Genomic DNA, 19,812 nt, shown 5'->3' with positions numbered 1-19,812 from the left:
ACGGGCACGGGCACGAACACGATGACGGGCACCGCGGCGGAGGCCTGTTGGCCAAACTGAAGCACTTCGTGGTGCCTCATTCTCACGACGCCAATGAAGCCATCCAGTCGGCCGAAGAGACGAGCGGTGAGGGCATTCGCACCGCGTGGATCGGCCTGGCCGGGATGATGACCACCGCGATCCTGCAGATGGCCATCGTGGCGATCTCCGGCTCGATCGCTCTCCTGGCCGACACGTTGCACAACCTCGGACATGCGGTCACCACGATTCCGCTGGTCATCGCCTTCCGGATCGGGCGCCGCGTCGCGAGCAACCGCTACAGCTACGGCTACCGGCGCGCCGAGGACCTGGCCGGGGTGCTGATCTCCCTGGTGATCGCCGCCTCGGTGGGGCTGATCATCTGGGAGTCGATCGACGCGCTGATCAACCCGCATCCCTTGACCAACCTGGGCTGGGTGTTCGCCGCCGGAATCGTGGGCGCGGCCGGCAACGAGATCGTGGCCGTCTATCGCATCCGCACCGGCCGTAAGATCGGGTCCGCCGCCTTGATCGCCGAGGGGCAGCATGCTCGGGCGGACGGGCTCACCTCGATCGCCGTGGTGGTCGGCGTGGTCGGCGTGTGGTTCGGCCTCGAGCGGGCGGACGCGATCGTCGGACTGCTCATCGGTGTGGTGATCATGGGAATTCTGATCAGTTCCATGCGGACGGTGTTCCGCCGGCTGATGGACGGCATCGAACCCGGCGTCATCGAGGCGATGACCACGACCGCCGCCTCGGTCGAGGGCGTCGTGGCGGTGGACCGGGTCAGGGCCCGCTGGAGCGGGCACCGCATGGAAGCCGACGCCGACATCGCCGTCGCGGTCACCCTCACGGTCGTGGACGGACACCGCGTCGCCGACCAGGTCGAGCACGCACTGCTGCACGCCCATCCACACCTGGAATCGGTCGTGGTGCACCTGCACCCGGTCGTCGACGGAAAGAGACCGGAGGACCTGCACGAACTCTCCGGTCACCACGCCAGCGCCGAAGCGCGCGCGGCCTACCGGGCGAAGCAGGCCGCGAGTCTGTAGCGCTTCGCCGGCTCACTCTCCCACCACCAGAACTGGAGCTCCGCCATGGCCGATGCCGGATTCCACGTCCGGGAGCTGACCGCAGAGGACATCCCCAGCGCGCGCACCCTCATGCTGCGCATCGTCGCCGAGGACTTCCGCGATCCCTACGACCCCCTTGTCCATGCCGACATCGATGACATGACTGCGTGGTACCTCGCACCGGACGGGCCGTTCATGTTGGTCGCGCACGATGCGGAGACCGGTGTCCTCCTCGGGACCGCCGGCATCCGCGGGGGCGCGCTCAAGGAAGATCTCAGCCCGCCGCACCTCGTCGAAAGGTACCGAGACGGCCATACCGGTCAACTCGTCCGCGTCTACGTCCCGCGGGAGCACCGCCGCCGCGGCGTCGCCCGCGTCCTGATCCATCAGGTGCTCGACCGGGCGCGGTGTGAAGGGCACTACCAGACCATCGCGCTGCACACCTTCCCGCACTCGCCCGGCGCGCTGCCGTTCTGGCTGTCCATGGGCGCGGTGGTGGTCGAGGACGACACGGCCGGCGTGTCCCGAGCGCTGTTCATGGAGATTCCCGTGATCACCCACGACATCGAACCCGCACGTACTGAGAGGAACACACGATCATGACCAAGCGACGCGACGTCTTCATCTTCGTTTCGGAGCCGGGAAAGGCCGAGCAGGCACAGGATTACCTCGGGGAGTTTCTGCGCTCCCTGGACGGCCACCCCGGTTATCTGGGCGGGTCGGTGCTCAAGGAGTGCGCCGGCGAGCTGCTGCCGGGTACGTTGGTGCTGCTGCTCGACTTCGAATCCACCGAGGCCGCCCGTGCCCTGTGGCCCAAGATCGAGAACACCGTCAACCCGCTGTACCCCGATGACAAGACCGACAAGTCGCCGGACCAGGGGGCGGCCTTCTTCAACGGCACCGGCGGCGCTTCGCCGTTGACGTTCTCTCGCGGTGACGGCCTGCTCGCCCGGATGTTGCACATCCACGCGGCCGCCGTGGACGAGTTCGCCGCCGCCTGATTCCCGTGAGGAGCGAAGGGATGAGTACGCGTAGCCCGTTGTGGCATCCGCAGACACATATGCCCGCTGCCAGCCGTGACCGTCTGGTGATCGCCTCCGGCGACGGCGCCTGGGTGACCACCGAGGACGGGCAGCGGCTGCTCGACCTGCCGGCCGGGCTCTGGTACACCAACATCGGACACGGGCGCACCCGGATCGCCGATGCGGCCGCGGCGCAGATCCGCACCCTGGAGACCTACCATCTGTTCGGCGCGCACGCCAACCGTCCAGCCCTGGACCTGGCAGAACGGCTGGCGGGCCTGCTGCCCATCGAGGATCCCAGGATCTTTCTCACCTCTGGGGGCTCGGACTCCGTCGACACCGCCTGCAAACTGGCCCGGCGATACTGGCAGGTGGCCGGGAGGCCGGACAAGAAGGTGATCCTCAGCCGTGAGGGGGCCTATCACGGGCTGCACGGATTCGGGACCTCGATCGCCGGACTGGATTTCAACCGCGACGGCTATGGCACCGAGTCGCTCATCCCGGAGACCGCCCGCGTACCACGAAGCGATCTGGCGGAGACGGCCGCCGTGATCGAGCGGATCGGTGCCGACGCCATCGCCGCGATCGTCGCCGAGCCGGTCATCGGCACCGGCGGGGTGTACGCGCCGCCGGAAGGTTACCTGTCCGGGCTGCGCGAACTGGCCCGTCAGAACGACATCCTCTTCATCGCCGACGAAGTGATCACCGGTTTCGGCCGTACCGGCGAGTGGTTCGCGTGTCAGCGCTGGGACATCGAACCCGACATGATCATCCTGGCCAAGGGGATCACCTCCGGCTACCTTCCGCTCGGCGCCGTCGGAATCGCGCCGCACGTGGCCGAACCGTTCTTCACCGGCGCCGAGGCCCCGATCTTCCGGCACGGACTCACCTACTCGGGCCACGCCACCGCCTGCGCGGTCGCCCTGGAAAACCTGGACATTCTTGAGGAGGAGCAGCTCGTGGCCAGGGTCGCCGAGCTGGCACCCGTGCTGGCTCAAGCCCTGGCACCGCTCGCGGACTCGCCCTCGGTCCAGGAGGTGCGCGCGGTCGGGCTGATGGCCGGTGTCCAGCTGAAGCCCGAGGTGGACGCCACCAAGGTCGTGCTCGGCGCCCGGGAGAACGGAGTGCTGACCCGCCTGCTCGCCGGCAACACCCTGCACATCTGCCCGCCATTCGTGATCACCGCCGAGGAGATCGAGTACGCGGCCGGCGTGCTCGCCGGGCAACTCCAAGATTCCGCGACGGTGAGCGCGTGAGCGGCTACGACGCCGACGTGGCGGTCGTCGGCCTGGGCGCCATCGGGGCGATGGCCGCCTGGCGGCTGGCCGAGCGCGGACACTCGGTCACCGGCTACGAACGGTTCGGCATCGGCCACGACCGCGGGGCCTCCTCAGGGCAAACGCGGCGGTTCTCGGTGCAGAGCCAGCGCGAACCGCGCATGACCCCGCTCGCGCTGGAAGCACTCGGCCTCTGGCGTGCTTTGGAGCGGACGACAGGCCGCCATCTCCTGCACAGCGTCGGTGGCGTCATCCTCGGCCCGTCGGACGCACCCGCGCTCCTGGCCGCGCACAAGTCGGCGCTGTCGGCCGGACTCGACCACGAATGGCTGGACAGCGCGGAACTCAGCACCCGATATCCGCAGCACCGCGTGTGCCCGGCCGACGCCGGCATCACCGACCCGCACGCGGGATTCCTCCGGCCGGAGCTGTCGGTGGTCACGGCGGCACGACAGGCCAGGACACTCGGCGCGACCCTGTTCGACCACACCCGCGTCCTGGCCGTCGAACCGGACGGCGACGGCGTCGTCCTGCGTACGGCGCATGGGACGCGGCGCTACGGGCATGTCGTCCTCGCCCCGGGGGCCCGCGCCCGCGACGTGGTCCCCTTGGCGGGCACGACCGTGCTTCCGCGGCGGGTGGTGCAGGCCTGGTACGTGCCCGAGAACATCGACCAGTATCGGCCGGACGTCTGCGGCGTCTTCGAACGCGTCGGAGACGTCAACGCCTACGGATTTCCCACCGTCGACGGCGCCACCGTGAAGATCGGCATCTACACCGCCGGCCACCCCATCGTGTACGACACCGAGAACCCGCCTCTGACCGTCGGCCCCGAGCTGCTACGCCGCCTCCGAGAAACCGTCGCCGAGTTCTTCCCCGGCCTGCATCCCGACCCGGTGACCACCACGGTCGGCCTGGAGGGTTACACCACGGACGGCCAGCCCCTGCTCGGACCGGCACCCGACTCGTCCAGGATCATCCTGGCCTGCGGATTTTCCGGCTCCGGCTTCAAGTTCGCCCCCGTGTTCGGAGACATCATCGCGGACCTGGTCATCGACGGGCGAACCGCCCGTGATGTCGGCTTCCTCGCACCGAGCCGCTCGCTGGCGCCATGGCCGCCGGACGCTCTGACCCCGGCATGATCAGTGCCGGTTTGTGATGTATCACTAGACGTATCATCGTCATGTGGCAGGCATGACAACGGCTAGGGCTCGCAGCGCGACCGACAACGCGTACGAGCATGTCAAACACCTCATCCTCACCGGCCAGCTCGCGCCCGGCGCCGAGTTGCACGAGGCCGCCCTCACCGAGAGCACCGGTTTCGGCCGCTCGCCGGTGCGCGAGGCGCTGCGCCGGCTCGTCCAGCAAGGATTCGTCGAGGTACTTCCACGACAGGGCTACCGCGTCACGGTCGTGACACTGGCCAGCGTCCAGGATCTGTTCGAGATGCGGCTGCTGCTGGAACCGGCCGCGGTCGAACTGGCCGCCATGCGCGCTCCGCAGGCGGAGCTCGAAGCCCTGCACGAACTCGCGCACGAAACCTACACACACGACGACACCCGCAGCTACCAGCAGTTCCTTCAGGACAACCGGGAATTCCACGTACGCATCGCCCGCGCCAGCGGCAACGAACGGCTCGCCAACACCCTGCAGGTGTTGCTGGAGGAGATGCAGCGCCTGTTCTTCGTCAGCCTCGGCGACCGCGATCACGCCTCGGAGATGATGCACGAGCATCACGATCTCCACGACGCCCTCCTCGCGCGTGACGCGTCGCGAGCCCGCCAGATCGTGGTCGATCAGATCGAGGCGAGCCGCAAGCGTGTGCTGGAAGGCCTCATCGCCGCCGGCGGCCGGTCGACCCGGGCGGCGAGCGGCGTTGTCCTGGCCGGCGTCTCCTCGCGCATATCGCGCTGACGGCGGCCGTGGTGGTATGTTGCCGTCGGTCTTCCCGATATGAGGAGGTGTGCCCGATGACCACGTATCAGCCCGTCCGGGCACTCCTGGCCGTCGCGCTCGTCTGACCGTGGCCCAGGAGTGTCCGTCACTCGACCACTCCTGAGCGAAGGAACATGACAGTCAACCCTTTCCGGATCTTCGTGTCCGATGACGTTCTGCACGACCTGCGAGTCAGGCTCGCCCGTACCCTCTTCACCACGCCGTCCGACAGTGTCTACTGGGCTGCGGGGACCGATCCCGATTACCTGCGCGAACTGGTCGCCTACTGGGCGGACGGATTCGACTGGCGCCGCGCCGAGGCGGCGCTCAACACCCATCCGCAGTTCGTCGCCGAGGTCGGCGGCGGCTCGGTGCACTTCGTCCACGTGCGGGGACGGCGCGCGGAGGGCGCGCCCGCGCCTCTGCCGCTGATCCTCACTCACGGCTGGCCGAGCAGCTTCGTGGAGATGCTGCCGCTCGCCGGCCGGCTGACCGACCCGGCACGGTACGGCGGTGACCCGGCCGATGCCTTCGACGTGGTCATCCCTTCGCTGCCCGGTTTTCTGTACTCGGCGTTGCCCGAGGGCGGGTACACCCGCAGGCGCGTGGCGGAGATCTGGCACGCCCTCATGACCGAAACCCTTGGGTACGCGCGCTTCGGTGCCTTCGGCGGCGACATCGGCGGCGGGGTGACTCAGTGGCTCGGCGCCCTGTATCCCGGCGAGGTCGCCGGAGTGCACGTCACCTCGGCCGTGGTGATGTCCGACTTCGGCGAGCAGCCGGCGACGGCCGAGGAGCAGGCGTTCCTCGACGCCCTAAGCGCCTACGACGAGAAGGACCAGGGCTACAGCGAGATCATGTGGACGCGGCCGGACACGATCGCCGCCGCCCTCATCGACTCGCCGGCGGGGCTGCTGGCCTGGATCATCGACAAGTACCGCGACTGGAGCGACTGCGACGGCGATCTGGAGACCCGCTGGGACAAGGACACGCTCCTGACCGTCGCCACGCTCTACTGGGCGACCCGCACCATCGGATCGTCCTTCCGGCAGTATTACGACTACCCGATGAACAAGCCCGTCCCACCCATCACGGTGCCCGCTGCCGTCACCCTGAGCAACGAGCCCGCCTTCGTGAACCTGCCCAGGAGCATGGTCGAGCGGGTGTGCCGTGACCTGCGTCACTGGCACACGCCGGAACGCGGCGGCCATTTCATGGCCCATGAGGAGCCCCAACAGATGGCGGAGGACCTGCGCTCCTTCTTCGCCCCTCTCAGATGAGCGGCTCTCCGGTCCTGGAGATGGCTGATGGGTCGTCATCGCCTCTACCGGGGCGGCCATCGGTTCGAGGTCGAGAATCGCGCTCGCGCCGCGAAGAAGTTCGGCACGCGGATCGTTCACCGGTACGTCCACGAGGTGGCCCCGCGCTGTCGATGACCTGCTGACCGGACCACAGATGCCCCCGCGCCCATGATGGGCGCGGGGGCGTTGAGCTTCTCGGCCGCGGGTCAGACGTGGTCAGCGGGTGGGGCGGGGGCCGCCGTCAGGCCTGGCGTGGTTCGTCGAGCAGCCGGAGGTCTGATGAGCCGATCGTGGCGGTGGCCAGCAGCGCTGTGATCAGGTTGTGGTTGAGCGTGTTGCCGAGCGGCGCCGGGATCTCCTCCTCCAAGAGTCCGGGCACCTCGGGGCTGAGCCGCTTGCGCGTCTGGGAGACGATGTGGGCGGCTCGTTTCCCGGTCCACCCCTCTCCGGGCCTGAGGCGACCGAGCTCGTCGGCGATCTGTGCCCAGGTCAGCGGCTGCGGCCAGGGCTCGGGCCGCAGGTACCGCTGGCCCAGGCAGACCAGGACCAGGCGTTCGACGGGGCTCAGGCGCCACTTGGGCGGGTCGCGGGTGTCGCTCTCATGGCGGTTCTCCGTGGCCGGGCTCGGTGGTGTCATGACGACCCGTACTTCGAGCAGGTGCTCTTGCTCGGGGCCGACGATGAACAGCGGCGTGTGCGCCACCGGCAACGTCGCCCGGTGTCCGGTGAGCACCAGTCGCGCTCCTGGAAGGCGGATGGGCAGGTTGCCGAGGTTGTACAGGATCCATTGCGCGTGCTGGTGGGTGATGAATCCGTGCTGCCGGCTGACGTACGGGTCGTTCGGGCCGACGCAGACGTGGACATCCGGCTCGCAACGCCCGAACACCACATCGAGCCCGGCGTCCGGTGCGACGCGTATCCCGCCGTTGGTTCCTCGGACGTACAGTGTGCCGGGCGCAGCCGGAGGAAGGCCGTCGGTGAGGGTTCCGAACTCCTTCGGCAGGATGTCCACTTTGCTCAGGGGTCTGCGCATCGTCGCCGATCCTCTCCACACGCCTCCGGGCGTCACGGTAGCCGCCGACTCTCGGGAGGGGTCCCGGTCGCCTTGACAGAAGGATGTTCCGGAAGAGTTACTGCTTGGTAAGCTTGTGGTAGATCCATTCTGTAGCATCACAATTACCGCATGCCAAACTTCACGCCGCTCAGGCCCGGGGATCCCCAGAAACTGGGTGGCCTGGAGCTCCTCGGCAGGTTGGGCGAAGGCGGGCAGGGTGTCGTCTACCTTGCCGGGACCCCCATGGGTGCGCGCGTGGCGATCAAGTGGCTGCGGCATGAGCAGTCCGACGACGAGGACAGCGTCGAGCGCTTCCTGCGCGAGGCGGAGGTCGCCCGGCGGGTGGCGCCGTTCTGCACCGCCACCGTGCTCAGCACAGGGGTTGAGCAGGGCCGGCCGTACATCATGAGCGAGTACGTCGAGGGCCGCTCTCTGGAGCGGATCGTCAGGGACGACGGCCCGCTCACCGGCGGGGACCTGGAGCGGCTCGCCATCGGCACCGCCACCGCGCTCGCCGCGATCCACGAGGCCGACGTGGTGCACCGGGATTTCAAACCCGGAAACGTCATCATGGGCGCCGGTGGGCCGCGCGTGATCGACTTCGGCATCGCGCGCACGCTGAGCCCGGCCACGATGACGAGTAGCACGCAGATCGGGACGCCTGCCTACATGTCGCCCGAGCAGATCACGGGGCAGGGGCTCGGACCCGCGACCGACCTGTTCTCCTGGGCCGCCACGATGGTCTTCGCGTCGTGCGGGCGAGCGCCGTTCGGCAGCGACGGGACGCACGCCGTGATGAGCAGGGTGCTCAGGGACCCGCCCGATCTGGGCTCGCTCGATGGACGGCTACATGACCTGGTGCGGCAGTGCCTCGCCAAGGACCCGGCGCAGCGGCTGACGGCCAAGCAGGTGATCCTGCGCCTGCTGCGGAACGCGGAGCCCGACTCCGACCCCCTCGTGGAGGGAACCAGACAGGCTGCTCCGCAGGCGGACCGCACCAGGCTGTCGCGCAAGCCGATCCTCATCGGCGTGGGGGCGCTGATCACGGCGATCGCCGTGGCGGCCGGGCTGGTCGTGCCCGGGTGGCTGCGGAAGCCCACGCCCCCGCCGGAACTCGTGGCCACATCGTCGAAGGGGGCGACCCCGGCCACTCCCGTCAAGACCCTGCTGCCCGGCGGCGCGATCACGCTCTATGAGCACCCGTCCGACCCGGTCACGCTGACGGCGTACGAGGTCGAGGACCCGAAAAATGATGACGACATCGACTATGCCCGGCAATCGCTGCGGGGCACGTTCGACAAGTATCCGGGCAACGTGGAGTCGCTGGTCTCGCCCAACGGCCGTTATCTCGCGGGAAGGCCGTACGGATATACCTCGGACGGCTATGACTCGATCCTGCTCACCGACAGGCCGGCGGGCTCCAGCTTCCGGGTCAGGACCGTGCGCAAGCCGCTGGACACCGCTCTCCGTTCCTGGTCGAAGGACAACTCGAAGGTCCTGCTCAACGTCAACAAGAAGATCGAGAACAAGGAAGGCAAGGACACCTGGATCACGGTGGGTTTCGCGATCATCAACGTGGCCGAGAGCAAGGTCAGTGTGATCAAGGTGGCCGACGACTCGATCCGGGACAGCGACTTCGGCTGGGACGGCAGAGAAGAAGGCGTGGTCATCGTCTATGGCAAGGACGAGGGGCTGCGCTTCTTCGACGTCTCCGGCAAGCCCACGCGGGACATGCCGGGTGTCGGGCCGCTGGCGTCCGGGACCCGCGACATCTTCTCGCCCTCAGGGAAGACGTTCGTGACCGACTGCCCGGGCGGTGGCGACGGCGATCACTGTCTCTGGGACGCCGGCACCGGAAAACAGGTCCGCAAGTTCTCCTCCGACTGCGACAAGGTGCTCGGCTGGTACGACGAGTCGCGGCTCTACTGCTGGGAGCAGGACAACGCGACCGACAACGAGGTCCGCGTCATGGGGTTCGACGGCAAGCTGACGCGCAGGCTGTTGGAGGTGCCGGACAAGCTGGTCGTCTCCCCGTACTTCACGGCCACTCCCACCAGTTCTTGAATCACCGCCCTCCGTCCAGGGCCCGCATGGTCGCGACGACGTCCGGCTCTTCGTTGAAGTAGTGGAAGCCGAAGCGGATCCGGTCGCTCAGGGCGGTGGCTCGCACTCCGTGCTCGCGCAGCCGCAGGGCGACGCGGTCGGCCTTGTCGGTATGGAGTACGACGATGTGGGATCCCGGGCCGTCCGTCACCCTCCGCAGGCCGATCGCCCGCGCCTGGTCGGTCAGCTGCCCCGCGAGTCCGAGGCAGTGCCGTTCGACCTGATCGGCGTCGAGCGAGGTGAGCAGTTCGAGTGCGGCCTTGGCGCCGATCCAGGAGAACCAGGCCGGTGAGGCATCGCCTCTCCTGGCATCCTGCGCGAGGTTCGCGGGACCCCCGAAATACTGGTACGGCGGGTTCGTCGACTTCCATCCCGGCACGAGGGGCTTCAGTTCGCTGAGGCGGTCGGGCCTGGTGACGAGCCAGGCGGCGCCTCGCGGGCACAGCAGCCATTTGTAGCCGTGCACGGCGAAGTAGTCGGGACGGATCCTGGCCGCGTCGAAACGCAGCACACCCAGTGACTGGGTCAGGTTGACGAACAGCCGCGCGCCCACCCGGTCGGTCGCGGCTCGCAAGGCCGCGAGGTCCAGCCGCTGCCCCTCCCGGCTGGTCACCTCGCTCACCGCGAGGAGAGAGACGCGCTCGTCCAGCGCCCTGATCAGGTCCTCCACCCGCGTCGTGCCGCCCCGAGCCGGTACGGTGACCACCTCGTGCCGCGCGAACCAGGGGAACAGGTTGCTCTGGAACTCTTCGGCGGGAACCACTATCCGGCCCGGCGGCAGCGACGCCGCCACCATGGCCGCGGCTTCACCGAGCGAGCCCAGCGTCGACACCGTGCCGGGAGCCACACCCGTCAGCCGCGCGAACAGGACGCGAGCCTGCTCAGCGGCCGCGTCCCACTCGAGCCAGTCGAACTCGCCTGACGACCAGGCCGCCAGCGTCTCCCGCATCGCCTCCACCACCGGCCGCACGCCAGGTGGGGCGCCGGGGGTGTCGAGCCAGACCGTCGAACGGAGTGCGGGGAAGAGCTCCCGGAACCGGGCCGAGGTGAGCGGGCGGGAGATCACCGGCGCGGCACCGCGGCCATGCCTTCGATCTCGACCGTCAGCTCAGGAGCGGCCAGCGCGGCCACCACCGCGAGTGAGTGGGCGGGCCAGTCACCCTCCGGGTACCACCTGGCGAACACGTCCTCTCTGGCGGCACGGTATCCCTCGAGGTGCTCGGTGCCCGAGACCAGTGTCAGCAGCTTCACCAGTTGCTCAGGCCCCGCGTCCATGGACTTCAGCAGCCGCTCGATGTTGGCCAGGGCCTGCCGCGTCTGAGACTCCGCGTCAGGGCCGGACAGAGCGCCGTCTTCCAGCACACCGACCTGGCCGGAGATGAACACCAGCTCATGGTCGGCCGGTACGGCGGCCAGATGGCTGTACTGGCCGATCGGCGGTGCGAGATTGACCGGGTTCCAGCGGCGGATCATCGGTTACTCCTTCGTACGGATCGCAGGCACACGTTAGGAGACCGCGGTCGATGTCTTCAGCCGTCCGTCGGCGGGATTTCAGATAATCGAAAAATCACTTCATTCTTGTGCACAAAGCTGAGCTCAAGCCGCACAGTGGCGGTCGCCGGAAGCCGGAAGAAGGTGGCTGATGCCCGATACGAACACGCAGACCGTACTGCACACGTTGGAGCGCGGTTTGACGCTGCTCGAAGCCGTGGCCACGGCCGACGGCACGGCGACGGCGAAGGTACTGAGCCGCAGGCTCGACATCAAGATCGGCACGTGCTACCACCTGCTCCGCACACTGCTGGCCACCGGACATGTGGTCCGGCTGCCCGGCGGACGCTATGACGTGGGCCCGCGTGCGGCCTCGTTGAGCCGGCACCTCCAGCAGCGGTCAGGGCCGTCGCCCGAGCTGGCCGCGATCCTCACCAGACTGCACAACAAGACCCAGGAGACGTCCTACCTGTCCGGCTGGTATCACGGCACGCTCACTCTGCAGCACTACCTGTCCGGCCTGCATGCGGTGAGCGTGGGCAATCTCGACGTCGGTTACACCGGCCACATGCACGCGCGCGCCTCCTGCAAAGCCGTGCTCGCCTTCCTGCCCCACGAGCAGGTGGCCGCGATGTTCGAAGGGGTGGAACTCGCGCCGGTCACCTCGCACACGATCACCGACTACGACAGGTTCGTCGCCGAGCTGGCGCGCGTACGCAAGCAGGGATACGCGCTGGACCTGGAGGAATTCTGTGAAGGTGTGTCCTGCGTGGCCGCACCGTTCTTCGACGCTTCCGGCTCACCGTTCGGCGCGTTCACCGTGTCCGTGCCCGCGGACCGGTTCCGTGATCGGCGGCTGTGGTTGACCACGGAAGTACGCGAAGCCGCATCGATAGCGACCGGTTTGCTGCGCACGGGCCGGTTGACGGTGCCACAGGCCGCGCGCGCCTGACTTTCGCCGAGGCGATGACCCGCTCGGTCCATGAAGGAGGTTGTCATGGCTGACACGTCCGTAGCCGTCCATCTGGTGGCCCGCCCCCTGGGCATGCCGACGGGCGACGAGTTCGTGTACTTGGGGGGAGTCGGTGTTCATTTCCGGCGCCGCGGGCGGTGTCGGGACCGCGGCAGGGCAGATCGCCCGCATCCTGGGCGCCAAGCGGATCATCGGCAGCACCGGCTCGGCGGCCAAGGCGAAGCACCTCACCGAGGAACTCGGATTCGACGCCGCCTTCGACCATCACCAGCGGCCGGTTGCCGAACTGCTCGCCCAGGTGGCTCCCGACGGAGTCGACGTCTGCGTCGAGAACGTCGGCGGCGAACACCTCGAGGCGGCGATCGGCGCCGTGCGCGATCACGGTCACCTGCAGGGAGAGCTGGAGGCGCTGCTCGTGCCGCACATCCAGTCAGGGCACCTCGTCGCGGACCAGATGGTGGTCACCGGTTTCGACCAGGTGGTCGAGGCCTTTCTCGGCCTGCTGCACGGACGGAACACCGGCAAGATGCTCGTCCAGGTCGCGGATCAGTACTGAACCCACAGGTAGTAAAGGCCGGGGGCGTTCCAGTTGGTCGGGATGACGGTCTCGCAGTAGTAGAAGCGCCAGGTCTGATTGGTCTGGCCGGAGTAGCCGATCCCGTTGCATTGGTCGGGCCAGCCGTAGGTGCCCTGTTTGACATAGCCGGGTATTTCGGCTTGTGCGGGCGAACTGAGACTGACCGCGGCGACGAGGGTGGCCGCGGTCAACGTGAGCGCGGCGAGCATACGCGACTTCATATAGGAAAGTTAACTAAGGATTTGGCGCCAGGCAATGCACGGGCGTTCGTCGCGCCGTAAGGACGCGGTCAGCCCCTTATCTACGGACATGCCGTAAATAAGGGGCTGGACGTTTGGTCAGGCCCAGGACGCGCCGGCGGGTTCCTTGATGGTGGCGTTGATGCGGTTGAAGAAGTTGGTGATGGAGATCGTCAGGATGATCGCGGAGAGCTGGTTCTCGTCGAAGTGATCGGCGACCTGGTCCCAGAGGTCGTCCGCCACGGCGTCCGCGGACCTGTCGGCGATCCGGGTGACGGCCTCGGTGAGCTCCAGCGCGGCTCGTTCGATGTCGCTGTAGAACGGCGCCTCGCGCCAGGCGGCTACACTGCCCACGCGTTCGTCGGACTCGCCGGACTTCTTGAGGTTCTGGATGTGCGCGTGGACACAGGCGCTGCAGCCGTTGATCTGGCTGGCGCGCAGGGCGACGATCTCCAGGAGTTCCTGGGGCGCGCCGCCTTGGTAGATGCCCTTGTAGATGCCCTGGATCCCCTTCATGGTCTCGGGGAGGACGAACGCCGGGTTCTTCATGCGGGCTTCCATGATCGAGAGTTCCTTTCTCGGCTTGCTGTGCGGTGAACCCATCATGGGAAGCCGGGTTGATACATTCGCGATGCGTCCGCTATGGGCGTTTAATGCGCGCCTGAGGGAGGCGAGGTTGGGCGTACGGTTCGCTGTCTTGGGCCCCGTACAGGTCATGGCCGATGGCCGGGAGCTGACCGGTTTGGCGCCACGTCACCGTGCGGTGCTGGCGTACCTGCTGCTGCACGCCCGCACGGTCCTCAGTGCCGATCAGCTGAGCGACGCGGTGTGGGGTGTGACGCCGCCGGACACCGCCCGCGCGCAGATCCAGGCCGCCGTGACCGCCATCCGCCGGGTGCTCCGCGAAGCGAAGGCGGCGCAGTCGCTCGTGACCCGGTCGGGTGGATACACGATCGACCCTGAATGGCTTGATCTGGATGAGTTCACCGGCCGGCTGGCGGCTGTCCAAAGGGAGACCGATCCGGGTGCCGTCACCCGTCAGGTACGCGAGGCACTGGCACTGTGGCGGGGTCAGCCGTTGGCGGACGTGCACGCCGACTACGTCGAGAGTGCCCGGAGCCGGCTCGAACAGCGGCGGTTGGCCGCGATCGAGCGCCTGGCCGATGCCGAGCTGACGCTGGGCCGGCACGAGGACCTGATCGACGAGCTGTCCGCGCACGTGGCGGCGCATCCTCTGCGGGAACGCCTGTCGGGTCAGCTGATGCTCGCCCTGCATCGCGCGGGACGGCAGGCCGACGCGTTGTCGGTGGCCAGGGCGTTCCGCGAGTCGCTGGTGGAGCAGCAGGGGCTGGATCCCGGCCGGGCGTTCGTGGCGATCGAGCAGGCCATCCTCCGTGACGATCCGGACCTGCAGGTCCAGCCGCCGGAAGCCGCGGTACGCGAACCCGAGCGGCGGGCGAACTTCGTGCCGTACGACATCCCGGACTTCGCCGGGCGGGCCATCGAGCTCGACCAGATCGCCGGACTCGGGGCCGGGTTGACGATCTTGACCATCGACGGGATGGCGGGCATCGGGAAGACCGCGCTGGCGATCCACGCCGCGCATCGGCTCGCCGACCGGTACCCCGATGGACAGCTGTTCGTCGACCTGCAGGCGCACACCGCGGGCCACGAGCCGATCGAGCCCGGCGCCGCGCTGGAAACCCTGACGCGCCAGCTCGGGGTGCCGGCCGAACGCATCCCGGCCTCGGTCACCGCACGCGCCGCCCTGTGGCGGGCCGAGCTCGCCGAGCGCCGGGTGGTGATCGTGCTGGACAACGCCGCTGACACCGACCACGTCAAACCCCTGCTGCCCGGCGCCTCCGACAGCCTCATCCTGATCACCAGCCGCCACCGGCTGGTCGACCTCGACGGCGCCCGCGCGTTGTCCATGGACGTACTGCAGGCCAGGGACGGGGAGCGGCTGTTCGCCTCGATCGTGGGAGAACGGGCGAAGGCCGAACCGGGCGCCGTCCTCGACGTGCTGCAACTGTGCGGGTTTCTGCCGCTTGCCGTCCGGATCGCCGCCGCGAGGCTGCATCATCGCCCGCGTTGGACCGTCGAGTATCTGGCTGGCCGGTTGCGCGACGAGCGTCGCCGGCTGGCCGAACTGTCCACCTCGGACAGGGGCGTCGCGGCCGCGTTCACGCTGTCGTACCAGCAGTTGGAGGCCGAGCGGCAACGCATGTTCCGGTTGCTGGGCATGCACCCCGGGCGCGATACCGATGCCCATGCCGCCGCCGCGCTGGCCGGCGTCCCCGCCGCCGACGCCGAGATGCTGCTGGAGGATCTGCTGGACGCCCATGTCCTGGCGCAGCATGAGCCTGGTCGCTATACCTTCCATGACCTGCTTCGCGAACACGCGCGCGCCACCGCGTCCGCCGAAGAGACCGCCGAGGCCCGGCACGACGCCCTGACCCGCCTGCTCGACCATTACCGGGGCACGACGGTCGCGGCGATCCAGCTTCTCTATCCGTTCGGCAAGCTCCGCAGGTCCTCCATCCCCGGTACGGAGACCGTGCCGTTCCGGGATGCCGTCGAAGCGGCCGCCTGGCTGGAGGCCGAGCGCGCCAACCTCGTCGCCGCGGGCGGCCATGCGGCCGACGGCGACTGGCCGGTCCACGCCGGCCAACTGGCCACCATCTTGCATCCCTACCTTGACGGTCATGCCCGTCACGCCGACGCGATCACTCTGCACACGAAGGCGCTGGAGGCCGCCCGCCGCCGGGGTGACAAGGCCGCCGAAGCGGCGGCGCTGCTCGATCTGGCCTGGGTTCACTGGCGGCAAGGCCGGTACGAGGCGTCGTACGAGATCTGCGGCCGGGCCTTGGACCTGTGCCGCGAGGTCGGCGACCGGCTCGGCGAGTCACGGGCACACAACACCCTCGGCAATGTGTATTTGCGGCAGCACGAGTACGAGCGGGCGGACCACCATCTGGAGCACACGCTCGGTCTGAGCCGGGAGATCGGCAACCGCGTCGGGGAAGCGTACGCGCTGAGCAATCTCGGCATCAGCCACGATCGGCAGGGACGATACGCGGAAGCCCTCGACCATCATCGCCGAGCCCTGGAGCTGCATCGTCAACTGGGCAGCCGGAACGGTGAGGCCCGCGGGCTGGACCTCCTCGGCCAGGTCTACCAACGGCAGGGGCAGCACGAGCAAGCCCGCGACCATCACCGTCGCGCGCTGGAGCTCTATCGCGAGCTGGGCAGCCGGAGCGACGAAGCCGCGCCGCTCAACGGACTGGGGGAGGCCGCCCGATCTCTCGGTGATCCCGGCCAGGCCCTGGCGCATCACCGCGACGCCCTCGTCATCGCGTGCGAGCTGGGCAATCGGCCCGAGGAGGCGCGCGCCCACGAGGGGCTGGCACACGTCCATCGCGATCGTGGCGGCGTCGATGCGGCTCGCGATCACGCCAAACAGGCGCGGGACCTGTACGCCGACCTGGGGGTGCCCGACGCCGGCGCAGTCGAGGCGTTCCTGGCGGAGCTGGATTGAGCCCACCGGCCACCCCAATGAGAGCCGGCGGACGAACTCGGGGGCTGGTGATATTCGCTGCCGAGATCGACCCGGAACAGGGACCCGCTGGACCCCCAGGCCGCCCACACGAAGGCGTGCGCCAAGGCGATCAAGGGGCTGGTCCCGCTCTACCGGAGCAAGACCGCGACCTGGCTGATGCGGGACGGTGTGACGGAAGGGGTCAGCCAGTTCGTCGTCAGCGGGTCCGCCGCCCGGGTCTCCGGGCTGGAGCGGGCGGCCAAGGTCATGGTCCGTGACTGCGGCCACGTCAAGGCCCGTAGAAAGGGAGTCACGGACACGATTGGCAGGCTGTCGGTTGGCAAGCTCGGCTCTGGGACATACGGGATCAAGTTCCGCTCAATGAACCCGTCCGAGAGCATCGGGCCGACGATGGCGGTCGACATAGTGATCATCAGGGACGAGAACACCATGGTCCTCCTGGAGCACAGCGGCTTCTACGGCCGGTTCGAGCCCGGGCTCACCAGGACCGCCGCCGTGAAGGCCGCCGCGAAGCTCCAGGAGGCTCTGAACGGGTCAGGGGACAGCTAGCCGATTCAGCCGGTGGGAGGGTTGCGGAGAAAGGTCTGCGCCAGGTCGCAGGGGTGGTCGGGCGGAGTGTTCTTGGGGCAGAAGTTGGCGACGATCGACTTGGCCCAGGTGCCGTCTTTGATCATGTCTCTGATCGCGTTGTTGATCTCCGTGGCGTCAGTGGGGGTCTTGGCGATCATGCCGATGCCGTATTGCTCGGGCCTGTCCCAGACCTTGGTGTTCACCAGGTACAAGCCGGAATTGGCGGCCTCGTGGCCGTAGAGGATCGCGTTGTCGGTGACGACGGCGTCGGTGGCGCCGGCGAGCAGCCTGTCGACGCACAGCGCGATGCTGGCCTGGGGGTCGAGGATCATCTTGGGGCTGAACTTCTTGTTGAGCGCATCAAGATGCTGGTAGGGCGTGCTGGCCGGGGACGTGGTGCAGACGTCGCGGGCGCGCAGATCCTCGACGGACTTGATCTTGTTCTTGTCGCTTTCCCGGATCAGGATGTCCTGGAAGCTGAGCAGGTACGGGATCGAGAAGGTGATCCCCTTGTTGATCCGGCCGTCGGTGATGGAGTAGCTGGCGATGATCAGATTGTCGATGCTCTTGAGCAGGTGGTCGTCCCGGTCCGCCGTCTGCACGGGGTGGAGGTGATTGTTGTCGCGGGTGAACGTGATGCGCAGCTTGCCCATCACGTAGTAGGCGACATCGACGTCGAGGCCCGACCAGTCGTTGGTCTTGAAGTCGTAGAGGCCGATGCCGGGCTGGTCGCCGTGTGAGCCGATGCGCAGGTTGGAGTTCTGGTAGAAGCGGCTGTGCGCGGGCGGCTTGGAGCCGGCGGTGGGCGCCTGCCCGCAGGAGATCAAGACAATCGCTAACGTGCTGGAAACGACGATCCACCACCATGGGCGCACGATGGGTCTCCTTGCTGGGCTCAGCGCACCCGGTGCGCCGTGGTGTCCGATGGGTCGAGGGCGAACTTGCAGCTTTTGCCGAACTCTCCTGCCGCAACGATGACGTGGAGTCGCAGGTCGGATACCGTGCCGAGGTCGCCGACGGGGATGGGCGCAGTGATGATCTTCGATTGCCCGGCGGACAGCGGGCCGGAGGAGATCTGGTTGCCGTCGCCGATCAGCGTGTACGTGAGCCGGGAGTCGTGGACGCAGGCGTCCGCCAGGGACTCCGAGGCCAGGCTGAGGTGCAGGGTGATCGTCCATTCGCCCGCGTCCGCGGTGTCCGGGGACGTCGCGGGAGAGACCAGGCCGAGGGGGATCCGCACGCCTTCGCGGCCGGGGGTGAGCTCATACGGATCCTTGAACCGCAGGACCACGTCCGGGGTGTGCGCCCCGCCGGCGGGGGTCGCCTGCATGACGAAGGCTGTCGCGAGACAGGTGATCAGCGCTGTGGTGACGATGGCGAGCGGCAGGGTGACTGCCTTGAACCGCGCGGCGGTGGCCCGGTGGCGTTCGCCATCCCGCGCCGGCTCCGCCCCGGCCGGGTTTCCGGCGCCGTTCGCGCGTCTGGTGGCGAGGTCCTGCTCGGCCAGCGTCCGGGCCAGGTCGGACTTGGTCTGGGCGAGTTCGGCCCTGGCCCGGGCGAGCTCGTCCCCGTGCTCCTGCGCGAGCCCGAGCCGCACGTCGGCGTTCCCGAGTGGCTCGGCGGCCCCGGTCCCGGCGGCGGCCCCGGTCCCTGCGACGGTCCCGGTCCCGGTCCCGGTTCCGGCGACGGACACGGGCAGGGGATGGGGCGCGGTCTCCTGGTCCGCGGGCGCGGGGTCCGTCCCCGCGTGGGCCGAGGCCGTCAGCTGCTGCCGGGCCATGTCCACGTAGCCGCTCACCGTCCTGGCCCGCCGGCCGAGGCTCGGCATGTTCCCCTGGTCGGCGTCACGCCATAGCTCCAGCCACATGTCCAGGGTGCCGTAGCGGCCCGCGGCGTGGCCGGAAGGATCCTTCTCCTCCAAGACCTCCAGGAACACGTCCACGCATACTTCGACGCGCGGCTTGGGAGGCATCGCGCCTCGCGGGGACTTCCCGGAGAGCAGTTCGCCGATGCGCTGCCCTCCCGCTCTGTCCCGGCGGGCGTCGAGGCGGGCCAGCCTGCTCTCCTCCACTGCCCTCTTGCGCGCCACCTGTTGCCGCAGGCGCTCGGCCACCCCGGCGGGCGGCTGCTCGTGGAGTGCTCTCTCGGCGTCGCGGCCTGCGGTGATGCGCTGGCAGAGCAGTCGCTCCACCTGCGCGTGGGACACCCCGTGGGACTCGACCGCCATCCCGAGTGCCCGGAGCAGGACGATGAACTCCACGGTGGAAGGTCTCGGCTCCCGGTGCGCCCTCGCCACTGCCTGCTGCACCTCCCGCCGGCTCCCGGGCTCCCGGGATCGGGGAGACATCGGGAAGAGCTCTCTATAAGAAGGAGGATAACTGGAATTAGTCGGGAAGCACGGGCGAAGCGTGGAGTCACGGGGAGGCCAGAGAATATCGCCACGGAGCAAGATGGCCCGAACTTCGCGGGAGGGCTCCGAGAATGGGCGAAACTTCCGGATTGTCGATGAAAGCTCCGTACGGACGCAGGGCGATTTCAAAGTCAGCTGCTAATTGTGGATTGTAACGCTATGTAATCAGCGGTAGGGCGCGCTGGGGCTTGCGACCGATGGCTTGGATGG

Annotated in this window: 19 protein-coding genes; 12 read left to right on the top strand and 7 right to left on the bottom strand. The window is 68.3% G+C overall.

Annotated features, from left to right (window positions below; translation table 11 throughout):
• Positions 1–47: 47 nt before the first annotated feature.
• From AB0F17_RS42610 to AB0F17_RS42580, 7 genes are all read left to right on the top strand, one after another.
• Positions 48–1,070 (top strand): cation diffusion facilitator family transporter, encoded by a 1,023-nt coding sequence (locus AB0F17_RS42610; RefSeq protein WP_358035395.1) that lies wholly within the window; start codon positions 48–50, stop codon positions 1,068–1,070.
• Between the two features lie 45 nt (positions 1,071–1,115).
• Positions 1,116–1,694 (top strand): GNAT family N-acetyltransferase, encoded by a 579-nt coding sequence (locus AB0F17_RS42605; RefSeq protein WP_358035393.1) that lies wholly within the window; start codon positions 1,116–1,118, stop codon positions 1,692–1,694.
• Entirely contained in the window at positions 1,691–2,092 is a 402-nt protein-coding gene (locus AB0F17_RS42600; protein WP_358035390.1) for a hypothetical protein, read from the top strand. The genes AB0F17_RS42605 and AB0F17_RS42600 overlap by 4 nt, the downstream gene beginning before the upstream one ends.
• A 20-nt stretch (positions 2,093–2,112) precedes the next feature.
• Positions 2,113–3,369 (top strand): aspartate aminotransferase family protein, encoded by a 1,257-nt coding sequence (locus AB0F17_RS42595; protein ID WP_358035387.1) that lies wholly within the window; start codon positions 2,113–2,115, stop codon positions 3,367–3,369.
• A complete protein-coding gene (gene solA, locus AB0F17_RS42590) occupies positions 3,366–4,532 on the top strand; it encodes an N-methyl-L-tryptophan oxidase (RefSeq protein WP_358035384.1) in 1,167 nt (388 codons plus the stop codon). The genes AB0F17_RS42595 and solA overlap by 4 nt, the downstream gene beginning before the upstream one ends.
• Before the next feature lie 52 nt (positions 4,533–4,584).
• Positions 4,585–5,304, top strand: coding sequence for a GntR family transcriptional regulator (locus AB0F17_RS42585; protein ID WP_358035381.1), 720 nt, complete (start codon positions 4,585–4,587; stop codon positions 5,302–5,304).
• 155 nt (positions 5,305–5,459) lie between these two features.
• Positions 5,460–6,605, top strand: coding sequence for an epoxide hydrolase family protein (locus AB0F17_RS42580; RefSeq protein ID WP_358035378.1), 1,146 nt, complete (start codon positions 5,460–5,462; stop codon positions 6,603–6,605).
• Between the two features lie 262 nt (positions 6,606–6,867).
• On the opposite strand, the gene AB0F17_RS42575 is transcribed toward AB0F17_RS42580, so the two are convergent.
• A complete protein-coding gene (locus AB0F17_RS42575; protein ID WP_358035375.1) occupies positions 6,868–7,659 on the bottom strand; it encodes an FHA domain-containing protein in 792 nt (263 codons plus the stop codon).
• Positions 7,660–7,809: 150 nt separating this feature from the next.
• Between AB0F17_RS42575 and AB0F17_RS42570 the strand changes: the two genes are divergently transcribed.
• A complete protein-coding gene (locus tag AB0F17_RS42570) occupies positions 7,810–9,744 on the top strand; it encodes a WD40 repeat domain-containing serine/threonine protein kinase (RefSeq protein ID WP_358035372.1) in 1,935 nt (644 codons plus the stop codon).
• A 1-nt stretch (position 9,745) separates the two neighbouring features.
• Here AB0F17_RS42570 and AB0F17_RS42565 read toward each other — a convergent pair whose 3' ends face one another.
• Positions 9,746–10,849 (bottom strand): aminotransferase class V-fold PLP-dependent enzyme, encoded by a 1,104-nt coding sequence (locus AB0F17_RS42565; protein WP_358035369.1) that lies wholly within the window; start codon positions 10,847–10,849, stop codon positions 9,746–9,748.
• Entirely contained in the window at positions 10,846–11,256 is a 411-nt protein-coding gene (locus AB0F17_RS42560) for a RidA family protein (RefSeq protein WP_358035367.1), read from the bottom strand. Before AB0F17_RS42560 ends, AB0F17_RS42565 begins: the two co-directional genes overlap by 4 nt.
• Positions 11,257–11,425: 169 nt before the next feature.
• Here AB0F17_RS42560 and AB0F17_RS42555 point away from each other — a divergent pair, with 169 nt between their 5' ends.
• Positions 11,426–12,226: an IclR family transcriptional regulator gene (locus AB0F17_RS42555; protein WP_358035364.1), complete on the top strand. Its 801-nt coding sequence runs from the start codon at positions 11,426–11,428 to the stop codon at positions 12,224–12,226.
• A gap of 133 nt (positions 12,227–12,359) precedes the next feature.
• A complete protein-coding gene (locus AB0F17_RS42550; RefSeq protein ID WP_358035362.1) occupies positions 12,360–12,803 on the top strand; it encodes a zinc-binding dehydrogenase in 444 nt (147 codons plus the stop codon).
• Here AB0F17_RS42550 and AB0F17_RS42545 read toward each other — a convergent pair.
• Together AB0F17_RS42545 and AB0F17_RS42540 are read right to left on the bottom strand one after the other, a co-directional pair.
• Positions 12,794–13,045 (bottom strand): hypothetical protein, encoded by a 252-nt coding sequence (locus AB0F17_RS42545; protein ID WP_358035360.1) that lies wholly within the window; start codon positions 13,043–13,045, stop codon positions 12,794–12,796. The genes AB0F17_RS42550 and AB0F17_RS42545 overlap by 10 nt on opposite strands.
• Before the next feature lie 117 nt (positions 13,046–13,162).
• Complete coding sequence (locus AB0F17_RS42540; protein WP_358035358.1) at positions 13,163–13,624, bottom strand: carboxymuconolactone decarboxylase family protein; 462 nt, start codon at positions 13,622–13,624, stop codon at positions 13,163–13,165.
• Between the two features lie 136 nt (positions 13,625–13,760).
• Between AB0F17_RS42540 and AB0F17_RS42535 the strand changes: the two genes are divergently transcribed.
• Both AB0F17_RS42535 and AB0F17_RS42530 read left to right on the top strand, forming a co-directional pair.
• Complete coding sequence (locus tag AB0F17_RS42535) at positions 13,761–16,601, top strand: tetratricopeptide repeat protein (protein WP_358035356.1); 2,841 nt, start codon at positions 13,761–13,763, stop codon at positions 16,599–16,601.
• A gap of 189 nt (positions 16,602–16,790) precedes the next feature.
• Positions 16,791–17,171: a hypothetical protein gene (locus tag AB0F17_RS42530; protein ID WP_358035354.1), complete on the top strand. Its 381-nt coding sequence runs from the start codon at positions 16,791–16,793 to the stop codon at positions 17,169–17,171.
• A 5-nt stretch (positions 17,172–17,176) separates the two neighbouring features.
• Here the strand turns inward: AB0F17_RS42530 and AB0F17_RS42525 are convergent, their stop codons facing one another.
• A complete protein-coding gene (locus AB0F17_RS42525; protein WP_358035353.1) occupies positions 17,177–18,067 on the bottom strand; it encodes a transporter substrate-binding domain-containing protein in 891 nt (296 codons plus the stop codon).
• A 20-nt stretch (positions 18,068–18,087) separates the two neighbouring features.
• Positions 18,088–19,452: a hypothetical protein gene (locus AB0F17_RS42520; RefSeq protein ID WP_358035351.1), complete on the bottom strand. Its 1,365-nt coding sequence runs from the start codon at positions 19,450–19,452 to the stop codon at positions 18,088–18,090.
• Positions 19,453–19,812 lie beyond the last annotated feature (360 nt).

It is taken from the genome of Nonomuraea sp. NPDC026600 (assembly GCF_040638335.1).
Taxonomy (GTDB): domain Bacteria; phylum Actinomycetota; class Actinomycetes; order Streptosporangiales; family Streptosporangiaceae; genus Nonomuraea.
Note: the sequence above shows the minus strand (reverse complement) of the source record. Positions and strands in the feature narration are given on the sequence as shown.

Bases quoted from the DNA above. Each gene is read 5' to 3' on its own strand.
- AB0F17_RS42540 (WP_358035358.1), bottom strand. From the start codon at position 13,624: ATGGAAGCCCGCATGAAGAACCCGGCGTTCGTCCTCCCCGAGACCATG.
- AB0F17_RS42585 (WP_358035381.1), top strand. From the start codon at position 4,585: ATGACAACGGCTAGGGCTCGCAGCGCGACCGACAACGCGTACGAGCAT.
- AB0F17_RS42560 (WP_358035367.1), bottom strand. From the start codon at position 11,256: ATGATCCGCCGCTGGAACCCGGTCAATCTCGCACCGCCGATCGGCCAG.
- AB0F17_RS42605 (WP_358035393.1), top strand. From the start codon at position 1,116: ATGGCCGATGCCGGATTCCACGTCCGGGAGCTGACCGCAGAGGACATC.
- AB0F17_RS42580 (WP_358035378.1), top strand. From the start codon at position 5,460: ATGACAGTCAACCCTTTCCGGATCTTCGTGTCCGATGACGTTCTGCAC.
- AB0F17_RS42555 (WP_358035364.1), top strand. From the start codon at position 11,426: ATGCCCGATACGAACACGCAGACCGTACTGCACACGTTGGAGCGCGGT.
- AB0F17_RS42545 (WP_358035360.1), bottom strand. From the start codon at position 13,045: ATGAAGTCGCGTATGCTCGCCGCGCTCACGTTGACCGCGGCCACCCTC.
- AB0F17_RS42600 (WP_358035390.1), top strand. From the start codon at position 1,691: ATGACCAAGCGACGCGACGTCTTCATCTTCGTTTCGGAGCCGGGAAAG.
- AB0F17_RS42575 (WP_358035375.1), bottom strand. From the start codon at position 7,659: ATGCGCAGACCCCTGAGCAAAGTGGACATCCTGCCGAAGGAGTTCGGA.
- AB0F17_RS42570 (WP_358035372.1), top strand. From the start codon at position 7,810: ATGCCAAACTTCACGCCGCTCAGGCCCGGGGATCCCCAGAAACTGGGT.
- AB0F17_RS42595 (WP_358035387.1), top strand. From the start codon at position 2,113: ATGAGTACGCGTAGCCCGTTGTGGCATCCGCAGACACATATGCCCGCT.